This window comes from Nonomuraea sp. bgisy101, from assembly GCF_057708945.1.
Genome location: NZ_JBYITD010000065.1, coordinates 10764 through 26976, shown reverse-complemented (window position 1 = coordinate 26976; position 16213 = coordinate 10764). Strand labels below are relative to the sequence as shown.

At 69.8% G+C, this 16213-nt stretch carries 20 protein-coding genes; 7 read left to right on the top strand and 13 right to left on the bottom strand.

What is annotated here, in order from left to right; translation table 11 throughout:
* Positions 1–435 precede the first annotated feature (435 nt).
* Positions 436–852, top strand: a complete 417-nt coding sequence (locus tag AC3EO4_RS53650; RefSeq protein WP_379580294.1) for a CBS domain-containing protein — start codon at positions 436–438, stop codon at positions 850–852.
* Between the two features lie 33 nt (positions 853–885).
* On the opposite strand, the gene AC3EO4_RS53645 is transcribed toward AC3EO4_RS53650, so the two are convergent.
* From AC3EO4_RS53645 to AC3EO4_RS53620, 6 genes are all read right to left on the bottom strand, one after another.
* The gene (locus AC3EO4_RS53645; protein ID WP_431904221.1) at positions 886–1233 is read right to left on the bottom strand and encodes an STAS domain-containing protein; all 348 of its coding nucleotides are present in this window, start codon (positions 1231–1233) and stop codon (positions 886–888) included.
* A 122-nt stretch (positions 1234–1355) separates the two neighbouring features.
* Positions 1356–1676, bottom strand: a complete 321-nt coding sequence (locus tag AC3EO4_RS53640; protein WP_379580296.1) for a plasmid stabilization protein — start codon at positions 1674–1676, stop codon at positions 1356–1358.
* Positions 1677–1870: 194 nt separating this feature from the next.
* Complete coding sequence (locus tag AC3EO4_RS53635) at positions 1871–2734, bottom strand: exodeoxyribonuclease III (protein ID WP_379580297.1); 864 nt, start codon at positions 2732–2734, stop codon at positions 1871–1873.
* A 46-nt stretch (positions 2735–2780) separates the two neighbouring features.
* Positions 2781–3167: a VOC family protein gene (locus AC3EO4_RS53630; RefSeq protein WP_379580323.1), complete on the bottom strand. Its 387-nt coding sequence runs from the start codon at positions 3165–3167 to the stop codon at positions 2781–2783.
* 196 nt (positions 3168–3363) lie between these two features.
* Complete coding sequence (locus tag AC3EO4_RS53625) at positions 3364–3726, bottom strand: MarR family transcriptional regulator (protein WP_431904228.1); 363 nt, start codon at positions 3724–3726, stop codon at positions 3364–3366.
* Positions 3727–3801: 75 nt separating this feature from the next.
* Positions 3802–3978: a hypothetical protein gene (locus AC3EO4_RS53620; RefSeq protein ID WP_379580298.1), complete on the bottom strand. Its 177-nt coding sequence runs from the start codon at positions 3976–3978 to the stop codon at positions 3802–3804.
* Between the two features lie 14 nt (positions 3979–3992).
* Between AC3EO4_RS53620 and AC3EO4_RS53615 the strand changes: the two genes are divergently transcribed.
* Positions 3993–4478, top strand: coding sequence for an FAD-dependent oxidoreductase (locus tag AC3EO4_RS53615; protein ID WP_379580299.1), 486 nt, complete (start codon positions 3993–3995; stop codon positions 4476–4478).
* Positions 4479–4644: 166 nt separating this feature from the next.
* On the opposite strand, the gene AC3EO4_RS53610 is transcribed toward AC3EO4_RS53615, so the two are convergent.
* A complete protein-coding gene (locus AC3EO4_RS53610) occupies positions 4645–5484 on the bottom strand; it encodes a fumarylacetoacetate hydrolase family protein (RefSeq protein ID WP_431904225.1) in 840 nt (279 codons plus the stop codon).
* Positions 5485–5486: 2 nt separating this feature from the next.
* Positions 5487–6110 carry a TetR/AcrR family transcriptional regulator gene (locus AC3EO4_RS53605; RefSeq protein WP_431904216.1) on the bottom strand — a complete coding sequence of 208 codons (624 nt, stop codon included), beginning with the start codon at positions 6108–6110 and terminating at the stop codon, positions 5487–5489.
* A gap of 89 nt (positions 6111–6199) precedes the next feature.
* Between AC3EO4_RS53605 and AC3EO4_RS53600 the strand changes: the two genes are divergently transcribed.
* Positions 6200–7117 (top strand): TIGR03620 family F420-dependent LLM class oxidoreductase, encoded by a 918-nt coding sequence (locus AC3EO4_RS53600; RefSeq protein ID WP_431904214.1) that lies wholly within the window; start codon positions 6200–6202, stop codon positions 7115–7117.
* Between the two features lie 356 nt (positions 7118–7473).
* On the opposite strand, the gene AC3EO4_RS53595 is transcribed toward AC3EO4_RS53600, so the two are convergent.
* A complete protein-coding gene (locus AC3EO4_RS53595; RefSeq protein ID WP_379580302.1) occupies positions 7474–8454 on the bottom strand; it encodes a hypothetical protein in 981 nt (326 codons plus the stop codon).
* Complete coding sequence (locus tag AC3EO4_RS53590; RefSeq protein ID WP_379580303.1) at positions 8451–8999, bottom strand: RNA polymerase sigma factor; 549 nt, start codon at positions 8997–8999, stop codon at positions 8451–8453. Before AC3EO4_RS53590 ends, AC3EO4_RS53595 begins: the two co-directional genes overlap by 4 nt.
* A gap of 319 nt (positions 9000–9318) precedes the next feature.
* Here AC3EO4_RS53590 and AC3EO4_RS53585 point away from each other — a divergent pair, with 319 nt between their 5' ends.
* On the top strand, positions 9319–10188 hold the full coding sequence (locus AC3EO4_RS53585; protein WP_379580304.1) for a helix-turn-helix domain-containing protein: 870 nt from the start codon (positions 9319–9321) through the stop codon (positions 10186–10188).
* Positions 10189–10261: 73 nt separating this feature from the next.
* Here AC3EO4_RS53585 and AC3EO4_RS53580 read toward each other — a convergent pair whose 3' ends face one another.
* Positions 10262–11416 carry an epoxide hydrolase family protein gene (locus AC3EO4_RS53580; protein ID WP_431904209.1) on the bottom strand — a complete coding sequence of 385 codons (1155 nt, stop codon included), beginning with the start codon at positions 11414–11416 and terminating at the stop codon, positions 10262–10264.
* 402 nt (positions 11417–11818) lie between these two features.
* Complete coding sequence (locus AC3EO4_RS53575; RefSeq protein ID WP_431904207.1) at positions 11819–12451, bottom strand: helix-turn-helix domain-containing protein; 633 nt, start codon at positions 12449–12451, stop codon at positions 11819–11821.
* A 63-nt stretch (positions 12452–12514) separates the two neighbouring features.
* Between AC3EO4_RS53575 and AC3EO4_RS53570 the strand changes: the two genes are divergently transcribed.
* The 3 genes from AC3EO4_RS53570 to AC3EO4_RS53560 are packed head-to-tail and all read left to right on the top strand — an operon-like array spanning position 12515 to position 14722.
* Positions 12515–13141: a class I SAM-dependent methyltransferase gene (locus AC3EO4_RS53570; protein WP_379580307.1), complete on the top strand. Its 627-nt coding sequence runs from the start codon at positions 12515–12517 to the stop codon at positions 13139–13141.
* 26 nt (positions 13142–13167) lie between these two features.
* Positions 13168–13668: a DinB family protein gene (locus AC3EO4_RS53565; RefSeq protein WP_431904204.1), complete on the top strand. Its 501-nt coding sequence runs from the start codon at positions 13168–13170 to the stop codon at positions 13666–13668.
* A 25-nt stretch (positions 13669–13693) separates the two neighbouring features.
* On the top strand, positions 13694–14722 hold the full coding sequence (locus AC3EO4_RS53560) for an alpha/beta fold hydrolase (RefSeq protein ID WP_431904201.1): 1029 nt from the start codon (positions 13694–13696) through the stop codon (positions 14720–14722).
* A gap of 379 nt (positions 14723–15101) precedes the next feature.
* Here AC3EO4_RS53560 and AC3EO4_RS53555 read toward each other — a convergent pair whose 3' ends face one another.
* The gene (locus tag AC3EO4_RS53555; protein WP_431904199.1) at positions 15102–15632 is read right to left on the bottom strand and encodes a hypothetical protein; all 531 of its coding nucleotides are present in this window, start codon (positions 15630–15632) and stop codon (positions 15102–15104) included.
* Between the last annotated feature and the right edge of the window lie 581 nt (positions 15633–16213).

Below are 16213 nucleotides of genomic sequence, written 5' to 3'. Positions count from 1 at the left end.
GCAACGGACGAAGGCGGCGGGCAGAGGAGGCCCTGGGCTATGAGATCGAGCACGAAGGCGACGGGCCGCATCTGTGGCCACCGCCGGGAGCGCCATCAGGCACGCTGACCGTATGGCTCCAGCCCACGACTGAGCCCAAGCACGGCAAGAACCGCAACCATCCCGACCTTCACGTTCCCGACGAGGGCGACGTGGAGGCCGAAGTGTGCTCAAAGATCGATACATGTGGCCGGAGCGCTAGCCCTTCATGGCGGGTAGCACACGGGAGGCGTAGAAGTCGAAGAAGGCCTCCTGCTCGGGGCCGATCTGGCGCGAACGAGAACGCCATCCTCGCCATAGAGGTTGAGCGTGTCGATGACGATCGACGAGCCGCACCGCTTTCCCGTTTCATGTCCGCGCAGGGGGGCAGCGGGCGGGCGACGAAGGGAGACGGATATGCCAACCGCGCGGGAGATCATGACCTCCGACGTCGAGTGCGTGAACGCCGACGAATCGGTGCTCGAGGCGGCGGAGAAGATGGCGAGGCTGGATGTGGGCTCACTGCCCATCTGCGGCACAGACGACCGGCTCAAGGGCATGCTCACCGACCGGGACATCGTGGTGAAGGTGCTGGCCCAGGGCAAGGACGCGAAGGCGTGCCTGGCCGGTGAGCTGGCTCAGGGGGAGGCCGTCACGATCGGCGCAGACGACGACGCCAGAGAGATCCTGCGCACCATGGCGCAGTACAAGGTGCGCCGGCTGCCCGTCATCGACGGACATCGGCTCGTCGGCATCGTCGCACTCGCCGAGGTGGCCAGGGCGCTGCCCGACGCCACTGTCGGCGACCTGCTCGACGCACTCACCACCGACTGAGCCCTGGGGTGCGGAGGTAACCAAACCGGGATGCTAGGTGACGTCGAGGGCGGCCAGAGCGTCGGCGACGGTGGCGTGCACGGGTATGTGGGCGTCGATGCCGGTGATGTGGAGCATCCGGGCGGGGGCCGGTTGGAGGGCCGCCAGGTGCACGGTGCCGCCGTGCTCGCGGGTGAAGGTGTGGGCGGTGAGCAGCACGCTCAGACCGGCGCTGTCCAGGAACGGCATACCGCTCAGGTCGAGGACAAGGTGATCGCCCGGCTGGCGTCGTGTCTGCTCGATGTAGGAGGCCAGATCGGTGCTGGTGGTGGCGTCGACGTCTCCTGCCACAGTGATCATCGTGGTCCCGGACGGGTAGTGGCAGGTCAGGCGTAGCGACATGTGATCACGATAGCCGGACGGTCATGTCCGCACAGGTCTGTGTTTCGCGGTCAGCCGGGAGCATGAGTCTCACCCCGCCGGGGTTGGGCAGCCATGCGGAGCCGTACGGCTGAAGGCGCACGTCAGCTCAGGGCCTTCTCCAACTCCGCCTTGCTCATATGCGAACGGCCCTTGATGTTGCGGCGCTTGGCCTCGGCGTACAACTGCTCTTTGGTGCGGCCACCGGCGCCGGAACGCGAACGCAGGCCACCACGCCGGCTCGCGGACATGTCGTCGGTCGAGGTTCGGCTGGCGGTGCGTGACTCGCCCGCACGCGCGCGTTCCTTGTTCACTGTTCGAGCCGCGATCTCCTTGGCCCGCTTCTCGCTCTCTCCACGCTTGCTCGCGCTTTCCTTGATGTGCTCGTACTGGCGCTCTCGTTTGGCACTCGATCCTCGCGGCATCTCGATTCACCTCTTCGACGTCTGCCGTGGAGCTTCCCGTTCTGCCCCTACCCCTGTGTGACGTTCGAATCCGTCGGACGGCGAACTGCATCGGGGGCCATCGGCCTCGGGAGGTGTGACGCCGGCGCAGGCCGCCTTGACGGCTTCGTCATATACGGGATGGCGGAGGCAGGTGGCCGGGGCGAAATGGCCGGTCAGGGTGATTGAGGCAGCTTGGCCGTGCCCGGCCTGACGGACGGGGCGGAAGGTGGCGGCACGACCGGCCCGATGTCCCCGTCCGGCGCCTCGTCCAAGTCGACGATCACAGGTGCGTGGTCACTCGGGCCTGTGCCCTTGCGCGCGTGCCTGTCGATCCAGGCGGCCCGCACCCGGCCCGCCACCGGAGCCGACGCCAGCGCCAGGTCGATCCGCATGCCCAGGTCCTTGTGGAACATCCCGGCCCGGTAGTCCCAATAGGTGAACACCCGCTCGCCCGGCCAGCGGTCCCGCACGACGTCCCGCAGGCCCAGGGCCTGGAGCTCGGCCAGTGCCGCCCGCTCCGGCGGTGTGACATGAGTCTGACCGGCGTAGGCGAGGGGATCGAACACGTCCGCGTCGGTCGGCGCGATGTTCAGGTCACCGCACACGATCACGGCCTCAGGACCGGCGCCGACCACGTCGCGCAGCGCCGCCAGCCATGTCAACTTGTAGCGGTAGTGGTCGGAGTCCGGGATCCGGCCGTTCGGCACGTACACCGAGTGCACACGGATCCCACCGCAGGTCGCGGCGATCGCCCGCGCCTCCGGATGCGGAAACCCCGGCCCGTTGGCGATGCCGGTCACCACGTCGTCGAGCCCTGCCCTGGAAAGGATCGCGACCCCGTTCCACCGCGCCTCGCCGTACACCGCGACCTCGTAGCCGCGGGCGTCGAGCGACTCGCCTAGCAGTTCGGTGAAGGCGCCGTCTGCCAGCTTGGTCTCCTGCAGGCAGACGACGTCGGGCTGCCGCTGGTCCAGCCATGGCAACAACCGTGGCATCCGCTGCTTGACCGAGTTGACGTTCCAACTGGCTATCCGCACCCTGCCCACGATAGCCGCGCCCGGTGCCCGCGCCGGAGCCTACGGGTCAGCGCGGGTCACGGCGCAAGGGATGGTCAGGCGGGACCTGCACCAGGACGATGCGATGGCCGTCGGGATCGGCGATCCACAACTCGATGAGACCCCACGGCTCCAGGCGGGCCTCGCGCAGCACCGTGACGCCTGCCCCGCGAAGGCGTTCCTCCTCGCTCGCCACGTCGCGCACCTGCAGCCAGAGGGACAGCTCCGAGCCGGCCCCGCCGTCGGAGTGCCCGGAGAGCTCCAGGAATCCCTGCCCCAGGAAGAAGACCGTTCCGAGTTGACCGGCAGGGCCGAACTCGCGATAGACCGCCAAGCCGAGCGTCTCGGCGTAGAAGCGCCGGCTGCGTGCGAGCTCGCGCGGACGCAGCAGCACTCGACTGCTCAACACCTCCATGCCGCCCCTGTTCCCCCGCACGGCGGCGAGGACACACCGTTCCGACAACCGGGCCACCGCGGCGGGCGCTCCTGAAGCCTGCGGGGTTCGCTTACCTGCTGTCGGACGCGCGTCTGCCCGCGAGCCGATCGTGGCGGTCCGCCAGGCCTTCGGAACCGGGGCCGAGCAGGTCGAGGCGCCGAGGTGCCGGAGCGGTTCAGGTCGCGCCTTCTCGTAGTTCCTTGGTGGCCGATCGGTAGGCCTCGCCGACTCGGGTGAACAGCCCCAACAGCATCGGCACCTGTTCCGGCGCGTAGTGCGCGCTGATCGCGTCCAAGTGCCGCCTGGACGCCTCGCAGGCGGCGTAGTAGTCGTCCATGCCGCCTTCGAGCAGCTCCACGGTGACCGTGCGCCGATCACGCTCGCCGCGCACCCGCCGCACGTAGCCCGCCTTCTCCAGCCTGTCGATCAGCCGGGTTGTCGAGGCGGACGGCAGGCCGAGCTCCTCGGAGATCGCCCCTACGGCGAGCGGTCCACGCATCTCCAGCAGGATGGCGGCGGCGACGTCGACCGGTTGCAGGCCGAGCCGGTCGGCGACCGCCTCGTTGTGGAGAAGAACCGCGATCAGGAACTCGCGCAGGCTGCCGGCCGCCGGTCACCGGGTGCGGGTTTTCGAGCAGGCTCCGGCCCTGCGCACGGGTGGCGCGGCGGTGACCATCTTCAGCAACGGCAACGCCGTACTGAACGATCTCGGCGTCAGCCTGGACGGCGTCGGCGGGCGCGTCGACAGGATCGACGCGCTGACCTCCGACGGCCGGCTGCGCACCAGCATGGTGGTGGTTCGACGTGCGCTGGTCACCGACCGAGCCGCCGCCCGCGGCACCGCTGACCGAGCTGAGGCGCCGGTTCGGGCACTGGGCGTCGCCCGTCCCCGAGGTGCTCGCCGGCGGGTCCGAGGACGACCTCGGCTTCTTCGGGCACCACTGGAACAAGGTCCGCCAGGTGTGGGGGGAGGGCCGCATCACCCTGGTCGGCGACGCCGCCCACACCATGCCACCCACCTTGGGGCAGGGCGCCAACCAGACCCTCGAGGACGTGTGGGTGCTCGGGCGCGAGCTCGCCAAGGGCGGCGACGATCCGGCGGTACGGCTGCGCGCCTACGAGAAGGCCCGCTACCCGCACATATCCCTGGTTTCCCGACTGGCCAGGCGCAGCCCCGCCAACTGGCGCATCCCGCCGCTGATCGGCCGCCTGTTCCCCGAGACATCCCAGACCGCGATGCTCGCCCGCTTCAGCAACCGCCTGAACGCGCCTGCTGCGCAAGCCCTCTAGCCAGTCCGTCTGAGCCGCCGAGGTCCCCCGACGAGAGGTCCGTTCTCCGCGTCGGTGTCGAGGCGCCGGCCAGGCGAGGGTGGAGGATGGCGCGCCGGAGGACGGCGGTGAGGATCACGTCATGCTGCGGCGGCCCGGCCCGCCGGACTACCCGGCTCGCCGATCGTCAAGTCCCGCGTTCTTCCACGCGCTGGCGCAGCACGCCGACCCTCTCGATCGCGATGGTCACCTCGTCGCCCGGCGCCAGCGTGAAATCCAGCGGGGGCACGATGCCGGTGCCGGTGGACAGGATCACCCCGTCCGGGAAGCTCTGCTCGCGGAACAGCCAGCCCAGAAGCTCCTCAGGGGTACGGCGGAGCCGCGCGGTGCTCGTCTCGCCGGTGAAGACGGCCGGCCCGCCGCGGTGGATCTCCATGGTGATACGCATCTCCGGCGGAAACTCCCACCAAGGCAGGACCTTCCTGGCCAGCCCGCAGGCGCCGTCGTAGATCTTCGCCTGGGGGAGGTAGAGCGGGTTGTCGCCCTCGATTGTGCGGGCGGTCATGTCGTCGCAGATGGTCACGCCGACGGGCTCGCCGAAACAGTTGGCCACGACGGCCAGCTCCGGCTCCGGCACCGACGCGGCCGCATCCGCCCGGATCATGATCGGCTGCCCCTCCGTGACGACCCGCCACGCCGCCGCCTTGAAGAACAGCTCGGGCCGGTCAGCCGCGTAGACCCGGTCGTAAACCGTGGAGAGCGCCCCGGTGTGGGTGCTCTCCTCGACTCGGGCGTCAAGGGAGCGTTCGTAGGTGACCCCGGCCGCCCAGACCTCCATCCGGCCGTCGATCGGGGCCTGGAGGGTGACCTCGGCCTCGGGGAACCAACGGGACGACGGCTCCTCCATGGCCTGTCTGATCGCGGCACGGCGGTGCCGGAGCAGTTCGGACATGGATTCCCAGGGCAGGTGCCTGGCCCGGCCGTCGTGCAGGACGCCGACGCCGAAGTCGAACCTGGCGAAGTGCATGCTCACTCCCTCTCCTGCCACGGTGTGGCCACCCGGCCGGTGGTGCCTGTCTCGACTGCGCCGAGGGCACCGGCGGTCGGTTCCGCCGCCGTTCGCAGGCCGTCGAGCGTCAGCATGAGCAGCCGCTCGGCCCGGACGGGGTCGGCGGCCGCCTGCGCGATGCCCGCGGTCAACTCGACCAGGTCGGCGAAGTCGAGGTCCGCCCGCACGGACCCCTCCCGCTGAGCCGGGCCGAGCAGCCGATCGGCGACGTCGCGCAGGGTCGCTGAGCAGTCCGCCTCGGCTGAGGAGGTGGTCAGCATCATTCGTGCGCCCAACCCGTGGTCGGTCATGGCGTGCGCGATCAGCAGGCGCAGCCAGGCGATCAGCGCCTCGCCGGGCGGCAGTGCCTCGGCCATCTCCTCCGCCCGCGTGCACAGCCTGGCCAGCCGTCCCTCGAACACCGCCGCCAGCAGCGCGTCGCGAGTGGGGAAGTGCCGGTAGAGCGTGCCGGGCCCCACCCCGGCCCGTCGTGCGATCTCGTTCAGGGACGCGTTGGGCCCCTCTTCGGCGATCACGTCCATGGCCGCAGCCAGCAGCAGGTCGCGATTGCGTCGCGCGTCGGCGCGTATGGACCGTGTCTGCACACGCACTCCTCGAGGTTGAAGCGGAGAGGCTCTCCGAATTATAGTCCCCACTATCCGGAGACCCTCTCCGGAAAGTGGACGGGAGAACCATGACCAGCACGCACAAGGGCGGCGGCCCGCGCCTCGGCAGGGTCGGAATCTGGACCTTCGCCTTCGACGGGCGGCCCGCGGGCGAGGTGCGCGACGCGGCGGCCGAGATCGAGGAGCTCGGCTACGGCACCGTGTGGTTCGGCGAGGGGCTGGGACGCGACACGGTGAGCCAGGCATGGCTGCTGCTGTCGGCCACCCGGCGGATCACGGTGGCCGCCGGCATCGCGAACATCGCGCTGCGCGACCCGATCTCCATGGCCGCCGCCGAGCGTTCGCTCAGCGAGGCCCACCCCGGTCGATACCTTCTGGGCCTCGGCGGGCACCGGGTCAGCGACGCGCCGATCCAGGTGGACGGGTACGCGGTTCCCGGTCGCGGCAAGGCGGTGGCCACGATGACCGCCTACCTCGACGCGATGGATGCCGTTCCGCTGGACTCGCCCCCGCCGCGCCCGCCGTACAGGATGCTGGCCGCGCTCGGGCCGCAGATGCTCGCCCTGGCGGGCCGGCGCACGCTGGGCGCGCACTCCTACTTCGTGCCCGTCGAGCACACCGCGCTGGCCAGGGAGATCATGGGGCCTGACGCGCTGCTCGCGGTGGAACAGGTCGTGGTGCTGGACCACGATCTGGATCGAGCACGCGAGGTGGCCGGTGAGCACGTGTCCTCCTACCGCGGCGCCGCCCCGCACCAGATCGCCAGTCTGCGACGGCTCGGCTTCGGTGAGGACGAGATCGCGCACGGCAGCGAGCGGCTGGTCGACGCGATCGTCGCGTACGGCGGCGCGGAGGCGATCGAGAAGCGGGTCCGTGCCCACGTCGACGCGGGCGCGGACCATGTGTGCCTGCAGGTACTCACCGAACGCCCCGGCGCGCTCCCGCTCGCGCAGTGGCGCGAGCTGTCCGCCCTGACAGCTCTGTGAGACACCCGGCGGCCGCACGCTGAGCGGGACCGGTAGAACACACCGATGCCGTGCTGGACCATGTGGAGGTCGCAGGCCGTAACCAGCCGGATAGAACGGTCTGGGACATGCCGGACCTGTCGGTGTGGTGGTCGAGCCGCACGAGGGCGCTCGACCGCTGGCGGCGGTACCGCAGGCTGGTCAGGGAACCCTGTCGTACTCGACGGGGAGGTGGCGCGGGCCGCGCAGCGTCGAGCTCGGGCGGTAGGGCGGCGGGCCGACCAGCCGCGGGCCGACCAGCCGTTTCGCGATGCGTCGGTCGTGCGGCAGCGCGACGATCTCGTCGTAGGTGCTGACGACGATGCCGGCCGATGGGGCTACTCGGGGAGGACGGCGTCGCGGGGCCCGCCGTAGAAGGGATTCTTGTCGAGGCGCTGCTCGGTGACGAGCAGGCGGATCACCCCCTTGTCGTTGTCCTCCGCCTCCCAGACGATCCAGCCGTCACCGACCGGCTCCTTCTGGGTGCGTTCCACCCCAAACCCACCCGGGTTGCCCGGGGGGACGGAGATGACCGCGAAGAGGACCTTCTTGTTCCGCTTCCTGAGCTCGGGTAGCACCTCGCCGACGGTCTTCTCGTCCACGCGCAGCCCCTCCAGCGACCGTCCCTTGACGGTGGCGATCCGGAACTCCGGCTTGTACTCCCTCGGCGGGGGAGCGGGGACGGGCTGGCACGGCGCGATCGGGCCCTCCATGAGGTAGGTGGAGGTGGAGCTGTTCCCGCCGTTCGCGTCGGCGCTGATGGTCCAGACGAAGGTCTGGCCGGGCTTGAACAGCGAGGTGTCGATCCGCATCTGCCAGCCCTCCCTCTCTCCAGGGATGTTCTCCGGCACGCTGTACAGGCCGGACGGGATGTCCTCGACGTGCGTGCCCCGGGGTTCGCCGCACATCTGCCCGGAGGGGACGTAGTCCACGATGGCGGGCACGTTGAGGTCCTTGAGCCGTCTCTCCAGCCCCTCGGCGTCGCGGAAGTCACGCACCTGGATGATGACCTTGCCGTCGGCGGCCCTGGTCACGGCGTAGGAGCTGGACAGGCCGGAGCCGTCCGACAGCAGCCCGGAACCCACCACCGCGCCGGCGGCGAGCACGACCGAGGCCGCCAGCCCGAGGGCCAGCCGCCCGGGCGTGTACCCGCGCCTCCACCGCGGGGCGTCGAGCTTCTCCGGGGTGGCGCCCGGCTGCTCCGCGGTGATGGCCGCGAGCAGCGCCCGCGCCCCTTGGCCGGCAGGGTCGCCACCCTCCCGGCCGGGCTCGACCCTGGCCATCGCTCTCATCGCCGCGATCTCGTCGATGTTCTTCACAGCGGCCTCTCCGCCGGGACCAGCCGGCTTTCTGATACGTGGTGGGCACCCGACTCGGCGAGTGCGCGGGACAGGCGCCTGCGGGCCCGGTGCAGCCTGATGCGTACGGCGTTGCGCGACAGCCCGAGCGTCTTCGCGATCTCCTCACGGCCCAGGCCTTCCCAGACGAGCAGGGACAGCAGCTCGCGGTCGTCGGCGGGCAGGCTCCTGAACGCGTCGCCGATGGCCGCGAGCTCGATCTTCCTTTCGGGGGAGTCGGCGTACAGGTCGGCCATCTCGGCGTCGAGCTCGGCGCTGCGCGCTCGCCGCCGGTTGTCGCCACGGAAGTGGTTGGCCATCACCTTGCGCGCCACGCCGTACAACCAGAGGGTGGCCGCCTCGCCTTCGGGCAGTTCGTCGATCCGGCGCCAGGCCACGGTGAAGGTCTCGGCGACCACGTCGGCGGCGTCCTGCGGCGATTCGCAACGGCGGGCGGCGTATGCCGTGATCTGGCCGTAGGACTGCGTGTAGACGGCCTCGAACCTGGCTCTTCGCTTGTCACTCACGGGCGGATCCCATGGCAAGCCTCCTCATCAGCTCTTGTGACGGACAAACCTGCCTATGTGCGTTGCGGGTCCATCATTTCGAGCCGATGCGAGAAGATTTCGCCGGCGTCCCTGGCGGACGCGGCCTGCGGCAGTTCGACCAGCGTGCCGTGGGCCTCGTCGAGCGGTGGCGCGCTGCCCGCATCGCCGGGATTCCGGCCGGGGCTCGCACACGCGTACAACGGGCGGCCGACGAAGGCCCTGCCACGCCGCCCGGTGATCGGTCAGACAGAAGCTGCGTGATCAAAGCGAGCGGCGGGACCCCGGTAGTCTTCGGCGCATGGAGCGCACCTCTTCCTTTGACATGGGGGGCTACGCCGGCTTCGAACAGGAGACATACGTCACGCGTACCTTGTCGAGCTGGGACGACTCGGGATGGCGATCACTGCTGGTGCAGCGGTTCCGGCACAACCCCGCGGCCGAGCACATGACGCTGCCGGCTTCGACGGATCATCACTTCTGGCTGATCACAGAGGGCGCGGGCTGGATGCAGACCAGCGGCTCCGACGGATGGTCCCGCACCGCCATCCGGCCCGGGCAGCTCGGCATGGCCGTCCCGGGCCAGCCGACGCACGTGCGCTATGCCACCACCGCGCCGATGGAGACCGTCCAGCTCCACCTGCCGTACGAAGTGGTCGACCGCGTCACGGCCCAGCTCGGCGTGCGGGCACGCATGGCCCGTCCCAGCGACGACCCCGTCCTGGTGTCGATGCTCCGGACGCTGGCGTCGGCGGCCGAGCGCCGCGTTGACCCGTTGTACGCCGAAGCCGCCGCGGAGTTCCTCGCCGTCCACCTGGTGGCCGGGGCCGGCGACGCGGTCACCGGTCCGGCCGCCCGGGAGGACGCGCGGGTCCGCAAGGCCGTCGCCGTCATGCGGGAACGGCTGGCCGAGCCGCTCAGCCTCGCGGCCATCGCCGGTGAGGTTCACCTGAGCACGTATCACTTCCTGCGTGTCTTCAAGGCGGCCACCGGCGAGACCCCGCGCCGTTACCTGACCCGACTACGAGTGGAGGAGGCCAAGCGCCTTCTTGATCGCGGCATGTCCGTCAGCGAAGTCGCCGTTCGCTGCGGTTTCAGCGGTCCCGCGCACCTGTCCACCGCGTTCCTGCGCCAGACGGGGCTGCGACCGTCGGCGTACCGGCTCAGATAGCGTCCGGGTCACTCGGGGCGCGTTCGGGTGGCCCCCGAAGCAGGGACGGCACCCTCCGCTGACGCGTGCCGGATCAGCGCAGCGTGCGGAACGCGTCCCGGAGTTCCCGGACTAGCAGGTCAGGCTGTTCCAGACCGGGGAAATGGCCGCCGCGGTCGGGTTCGTTCCAGGAGCGCAGGTCGGTGTAACGGCGCTGCGCCCAGCGGCGGGCGGTGGGCCAGGGGTCGGCGGGAAACACCGTGCACGCGGTCGGCACGCTCACCGGGTGGGCGTACTCGGCCTCAGCGGTGCGCGGCGCCCACCGCAGCGCCTCCCAGTACCAGCGCGAACTGGAGGCGCCGGTGGCGGTCATCCAGTACAGGCTGATGCCGTCGGCCTGCTGTCGCAGCCCGACCCCTCCGCCGGCCTCCGGGCGGGTGTCGGCGTAGGCCACGAACTTCTCGCCCAGCCAGGCGGCCAAACCCACAGGGGAGTCGACCAGCGCACTGCCGACAGTCTGCGGCCGCGTGCCCATCTGCAGCCCGAACCCGTAGCCGTCGGCCAGGTGCGCCTCACGCCGCTCGATCATCCTGCGTTCCGCCGATGACGCTGTCGCATGATCTTCCGGCAGTGGGGAGGCGATCGGCATGGTCAGATGCAGTCCGATCAGCCGGGAGGGGTGGCGGACCGCCAGTTCCGTACTCACGTAGGCGCCCCAGTCACCGCCGTGGGCGCCGAATCGCTCGTAGCCGAGCCGGCTCATCAGTTCGGCCCAGGCGCCCGCGGTCCGGCCGGGGTTCCAGCCAGGCTCGGAGGGGCGCTCGCTGAAGCCGAATCCCGGCAGTGACGGCACCACCAGGTGGAAGGCGTCCGCGGGGCTGCCGCCGTACGCGACGGGGTCGCTCAGCGGGCCCAGCACCTGCTCGAATTCCAGTGGGGAGCCGGGCCAGCCGTGGGTCAGCAGCAGCGGAAGGGCGGTCGGCTCCGGGGATCGTACGTGCCAGAACGCGATCCCCAGGCCGTCGATGCGCGCACGAAAGTGCGGAATCGCATTCCAGCGTTCCTCCAGCCCCCGCCAGTCGTGGTCGCGCCACGTGTCGAGCAGGGACTCCAGTCGATTCAGCTCCAGACCCTGGGAGGCGTCGGGCACGGTCTCGGCCTCGGGAAGCCGGGCGCGGTCCAGGCGTTCGGCGAGATCGACCAGGTCGGCCTCGGGAATGGCGATGGGGAAGGGCTCGATGTCAGACATCACTCGCTCCAGCCACATGGGAATGGCGCCGCCCGGGAAACAGGATCGGGACGGCGTGAAAGGGATACCGAGCCGACCCTAGAAGCGGCCGGGCTCGGTGCCGATGCCAGCGATTGCGGAGAATCGATGCTTTCTTGCCGTGCTCCGGCCGCACGCGGTGTGGAGTTGCACCGCGTGCGGCCGGGCATGTGCGCGTCGGGCTCGGGGGTTGTTCAAAGCCGGGTGGTCAAGGCGCTCGTGGCGCTGTGGAGCATCCTGGCGGGCCCTGGCGGCGGTGGATTTCTCGCTCACGAGGACAAGTCCACCTCGCCGCGCTTCGCGGCTCCCGCGATCAGACTTTCCAGCAGGGGTTCTGAGCGGGAAGGCTCGCTGTCGCCGCGAACGGACGGTCTCGCGCCGAGCTCACCGCCGGCTCCTGCTGTGAGATGACGGATGAGGGTCGGCGCGCACGTGCGCACGCATCCCTTGCAGGCCGAACAGGATGAGAAGCTCGACCACGCCGCCGTCGGCGCTGCCCAGCCAGTGCGGCAAGGACGTGTCGAACTCGGCTGCCTCACCGGGGGGCAACGTCAGGTCGCGCTCGCCGAGCACCAGCCGCAGGCGACCGTTGAGCACGTACACCCACTCGAAGCCTTCGTGAGTCTGCGGGGTCGGTGTGAGCGGTTCCGGCTGAGCGGGGATGATCATCTTGAACGCGTGCACCCCGCCCGGCCGCCGGGACAACGGAACGAAGATCATCCCGAACCGCCGGATCGGCTTCAGGTGTATCCGGGGGTCGCCGGTGCGCGGGGCGCCGACGAGATCGTCCAACGGAACGTCGTAGGTACGAGCCAGCGGCAGCAGCAACTCCAGGGTCGCCCGGCGCTGCCCGCTCTCCAGCCGGGACAGGGTGCTCTCCGACACGCCGGTCGTCGTCGCGAGGTCGGCGAGGGTGATGCCGCGGTCTCGACGCAGCGCGCGCAGTCGTGGTCCCACCGCGTCAAGCACGTCTTCGTCCGTTGTCCGATCCACGAGGCCATCTTGCCAGAACCGCAAGAATCCGTGCCAGATCGTGGCGGGTCTGGCGAAACTGAGCGCCTACCGACAGAAGGAGCCTCGATGAGCACCACCGATGCGGTCACGTTCTGGGACGGCGTCTATGCGGCCCGACCAGCGGCCACCGACCCTCGGCCGAACGACCGTCTCGCTGAGACGGTCACGGGCCTGCCGCCCGGCGACGCGTTGGACCTCGGATGCGGCGACGGCGGCGACGCGCTGTGGCTCGCCCGCCGGGGGTGGCACGTCACCGCCGTCGACATCTCGGCCGTGGCGGTCGAGCGGCTCGCCGGCCTTGCCCGCTCACACGGCCTGGGCGACCACGTCATCACCGTGCGGCACGACCTGCACGACTCTTTCCCGCTGGGCGGGTTCGACCTGATCTGCGCCCACTACCTGCACACCCCCCTCGACCTGGACAGGGCAACCGTCCTGCGCTCGGCCGCGCACGCACTGCGCCCGGGTGGGCGACTGCTGGTCGTCGACCACGGCTCGACCGCGCCGTGGTCGTGGAACCAGGATCCCGACGCCCGATACCCGAGCCCGCAGGAGGTCGCCGCGGGTCTCGATCTGGACGCGGCGACGTGGACGGTCGAGCGGAGTGACGCGCCCCGCCGGATCGCGACCGGACCGGGCGGGCGCACCGCCGAGGTCACCGACCACGTCCTGCTCATCCGCCGCACCGCCTGACATGGCTCCCAACGAAAGAGACCACTGTGCGCAGCACAACGCGCCGCAACCGCCGCGGCGACACTCCGCCGCCCCGGACCGGAAGCAGCGAGACCGAGATCCTGCGCGGCTTCCTCGACTACCTCCGGACCTCGATCGCCGCCAAGGTCGAGGGTGCCCCCGAACCGCAGGTCCGAACAGCCGCAGTGCCGTCGGGCACGAACCTGCTCGGCCTGCTCGACCACCTCACCTTCGTCGAACGCTCGATGTTCCTCGGGGACGACGTCACCGACTGGCAGGCGACGTTCCAGGCCGCACCTGAGGACAGCGTGTCCGCCGTCGTCGCCCGCTACCGAGAGACGGTCACGCTCGCGAACGCAGTGCTCGACGGGTGCACCGACCTCGGCGCACCGGTCCCTCGATCGCGGCCGGAACGCCCCGCTCCCAGCATCCGCTGGGCACTCACCCACATGATCGAGGAGACCGGCCGCCACGCCGGCCACGCGGACATCGTCCGCGAACTGATCGACGGCGCGACCGGGCGCTGATCCACCTTCTCAAGGACAGGAACACATGATCACCGCAACGCGGCCGTTGTCGCGCCGCTTCCTCCGATCCGCGCGCACGGTGGCGACCGTCGCACTCGCCCTCCTGCTCACGATCTTTACCGCGGCCTGCTCCACGCCGGCCGCCGAGGGCGCTCCCCCCTACGCCGTCGCCACCCAGGGCGATCCCCAGTTCAAGAACACCTTCCGGCACGAGTTCGCCGATGTGGACGGCGTCCGGATGCACTACGTGACCGGCGGCAGCGGCACGCCGGTAGTGCTGATACACGGCTGGCCACAGACCTGGTACGGCTGGTGGCCGATCATGCCGGCACTCGCCAAGAACCACACCGTCTTCGCTGTCGACCTTCCAGGACTGGGCGACAGCACGGGCTCGCCGACCGGCTACGACAAGGCCACTCTGGCGCGGTACGTGCACAAGCTGATCGCCGATCGGCTCGGGGTGCGTGACGCCCGCGTCGTCGGGCACGATTTCGGCGCCGCAGTGGCATTTCAGTACGCCAGCCAATTCCCCGACGACACCGCACGCCTCGGATACTTCGACCTGCCGCTACCGGGGCCCGCGATCGATGCGTCCACGTACCGTTCACTGAGCTGGCACATCGCCTTTCACTCCCAACGACGAGTCCCCGAGACGGTCGTAGGCGACGACGTCCGCGAGTACCTGGCGCTGTTCTACCCCCAGGTCTCGTTCGGTGGAACGGCGTTCGGTGGCACCTCGGATCGGTCCCCGTTCACCGACACCGAGATCAACGAGTACGCACGGACCTACAGCCGACCCAAGGTCCTGTCGGGCGGCTTCGAACTCTACCGAGCCCTCGACAAGGACGTCCGCGATGCCGTGGCAGCAGCACCGATACGTGTCCCTACCCTGCTCATGACCGCCCAAGGACAGCTCGACCCGGTCCGAGCCACAGTGGCCCCACGCATGACCAAGATCGTGCGGGCGGTGGACGTGCCGAAGGCAGGGCACTGGCTCGTCGAGGAGAACCCCCAGTTCGTCACCGCGGAGTTGCTGCGCTTCCTCGACGGATGACCCCGCCCCCAGCGCGGCGCGGGTACCGCACAGCACCCCGCGCCAGTGCGTCTCGGTGTGTCGTCACCGTGCGCCAGGTGAGGTCGGCATCCATTCCGTGCGGGCCCGCCGCTCGCGAGGCGCCGATCGGCCTCGCGGCCTGGGCTGTCCATCGCGACCTGGCATCCGTCGCGCTTGGCCGTGGTGCCTAGGACAGCGGTATGGGTCTCGGTGGCCTGTGCGGTCCGGATCGTGAGGGAGCACGGGTAGTCCGCCCGGTGCCGGGGCCGCGGCGGAAAGTCAGTACGCGACGCCGTAGCGAGTGGTGACGAACCGCTCCAGGAGCCATCGAGGCGCTTGCGACCCGGATGCCGGAAGCGCCGACGCTGGGGCAGCAGCCCTAAGACTTGGGGACGTAGACGAGCTTCGCCGCGAGAGCGTTCGGGTCAACGCTTTGCAAGGTGAACGTCCAACCGTCGATCCCCACGGACCTGCCCTTCTGTACCTGCTTCTTCTCCGTGCCCATTCCGAGCCAGACCGAGTCGGCGGCGAAGTCGCTGATGACCAGGGTGGACGCTTGCCGTTCAGCGGTCTCGCTGTCGTTGTCGGCCAGCGAGATGCTCTGCGTCGAGGCGCCGGACACCGTCACCGTGCAGAGGCCCTTGTGGCACTCCCTCACCCTGCTGTTGGACATGGGCACAGACTCGGGCTCGGGCTCGGGGTCGACGTCGTAGTCGGGGTCGGAGTCCGACTGGGAGCCGTACTGAGAGTTGGAGTGAGACGACAACTGGTGGGACGACTTCGAAGGGGGAGTGGACCCGGGCATGAACATGGACGTGGACATGGAAGCGATATCGGCACCACATGCGGTCAGGCCGCCCGCCATCGCGGTCGCAGTCATGATGGTGGCCCAGCGCAGTTGAAGACTCATGATCCATCCTGGTTGATGTCATCAGAACCCCACGGATGAGGCCCTTTCGTGGTGCGGTGGGCGCGTTGATCGCATCTCCACCGCTTGACTACGGAGAGTAATGATACCTGTGTGGATGGTGACACTCGAGGGAGGTGGCCGAGCGTAGGGGAGCCCTTGACGAACGCGGGGGTGAGGAGACGGCGGGCAGCCGTTCTCGATGAGAACGATCTTGCTACTCAGGTTCCCGGTAGCCATCAAGGAGTTGCCAACGGATATGCCGCTGATCTGCGATCTCGGGTCGAAGTGACGACAGGCCGGAGAGGTGTTCACGGCACCAGCCACGCCTGCGGCGTCTGATCGTCGTCGTTGTCCGGCTCGACCCTCGGCCCGGCCGTCGCCGCACTTCACCAGCCTGGCACCGCGTAGCACTTCACGAACGCGCTCGGCATCGCGCCTTGAAGCCGCGTTTGTCACGGTGGCGACCGCCTGACTCATGCCGAACGTCTGTCGCCCATCATGGCCTGCGGCAACGCCCTACTGCGGGCCTCGTGGCACGGACCCGAGCCGACGGCCGGAAGGACGGGGCGGCGGGGAGGGTC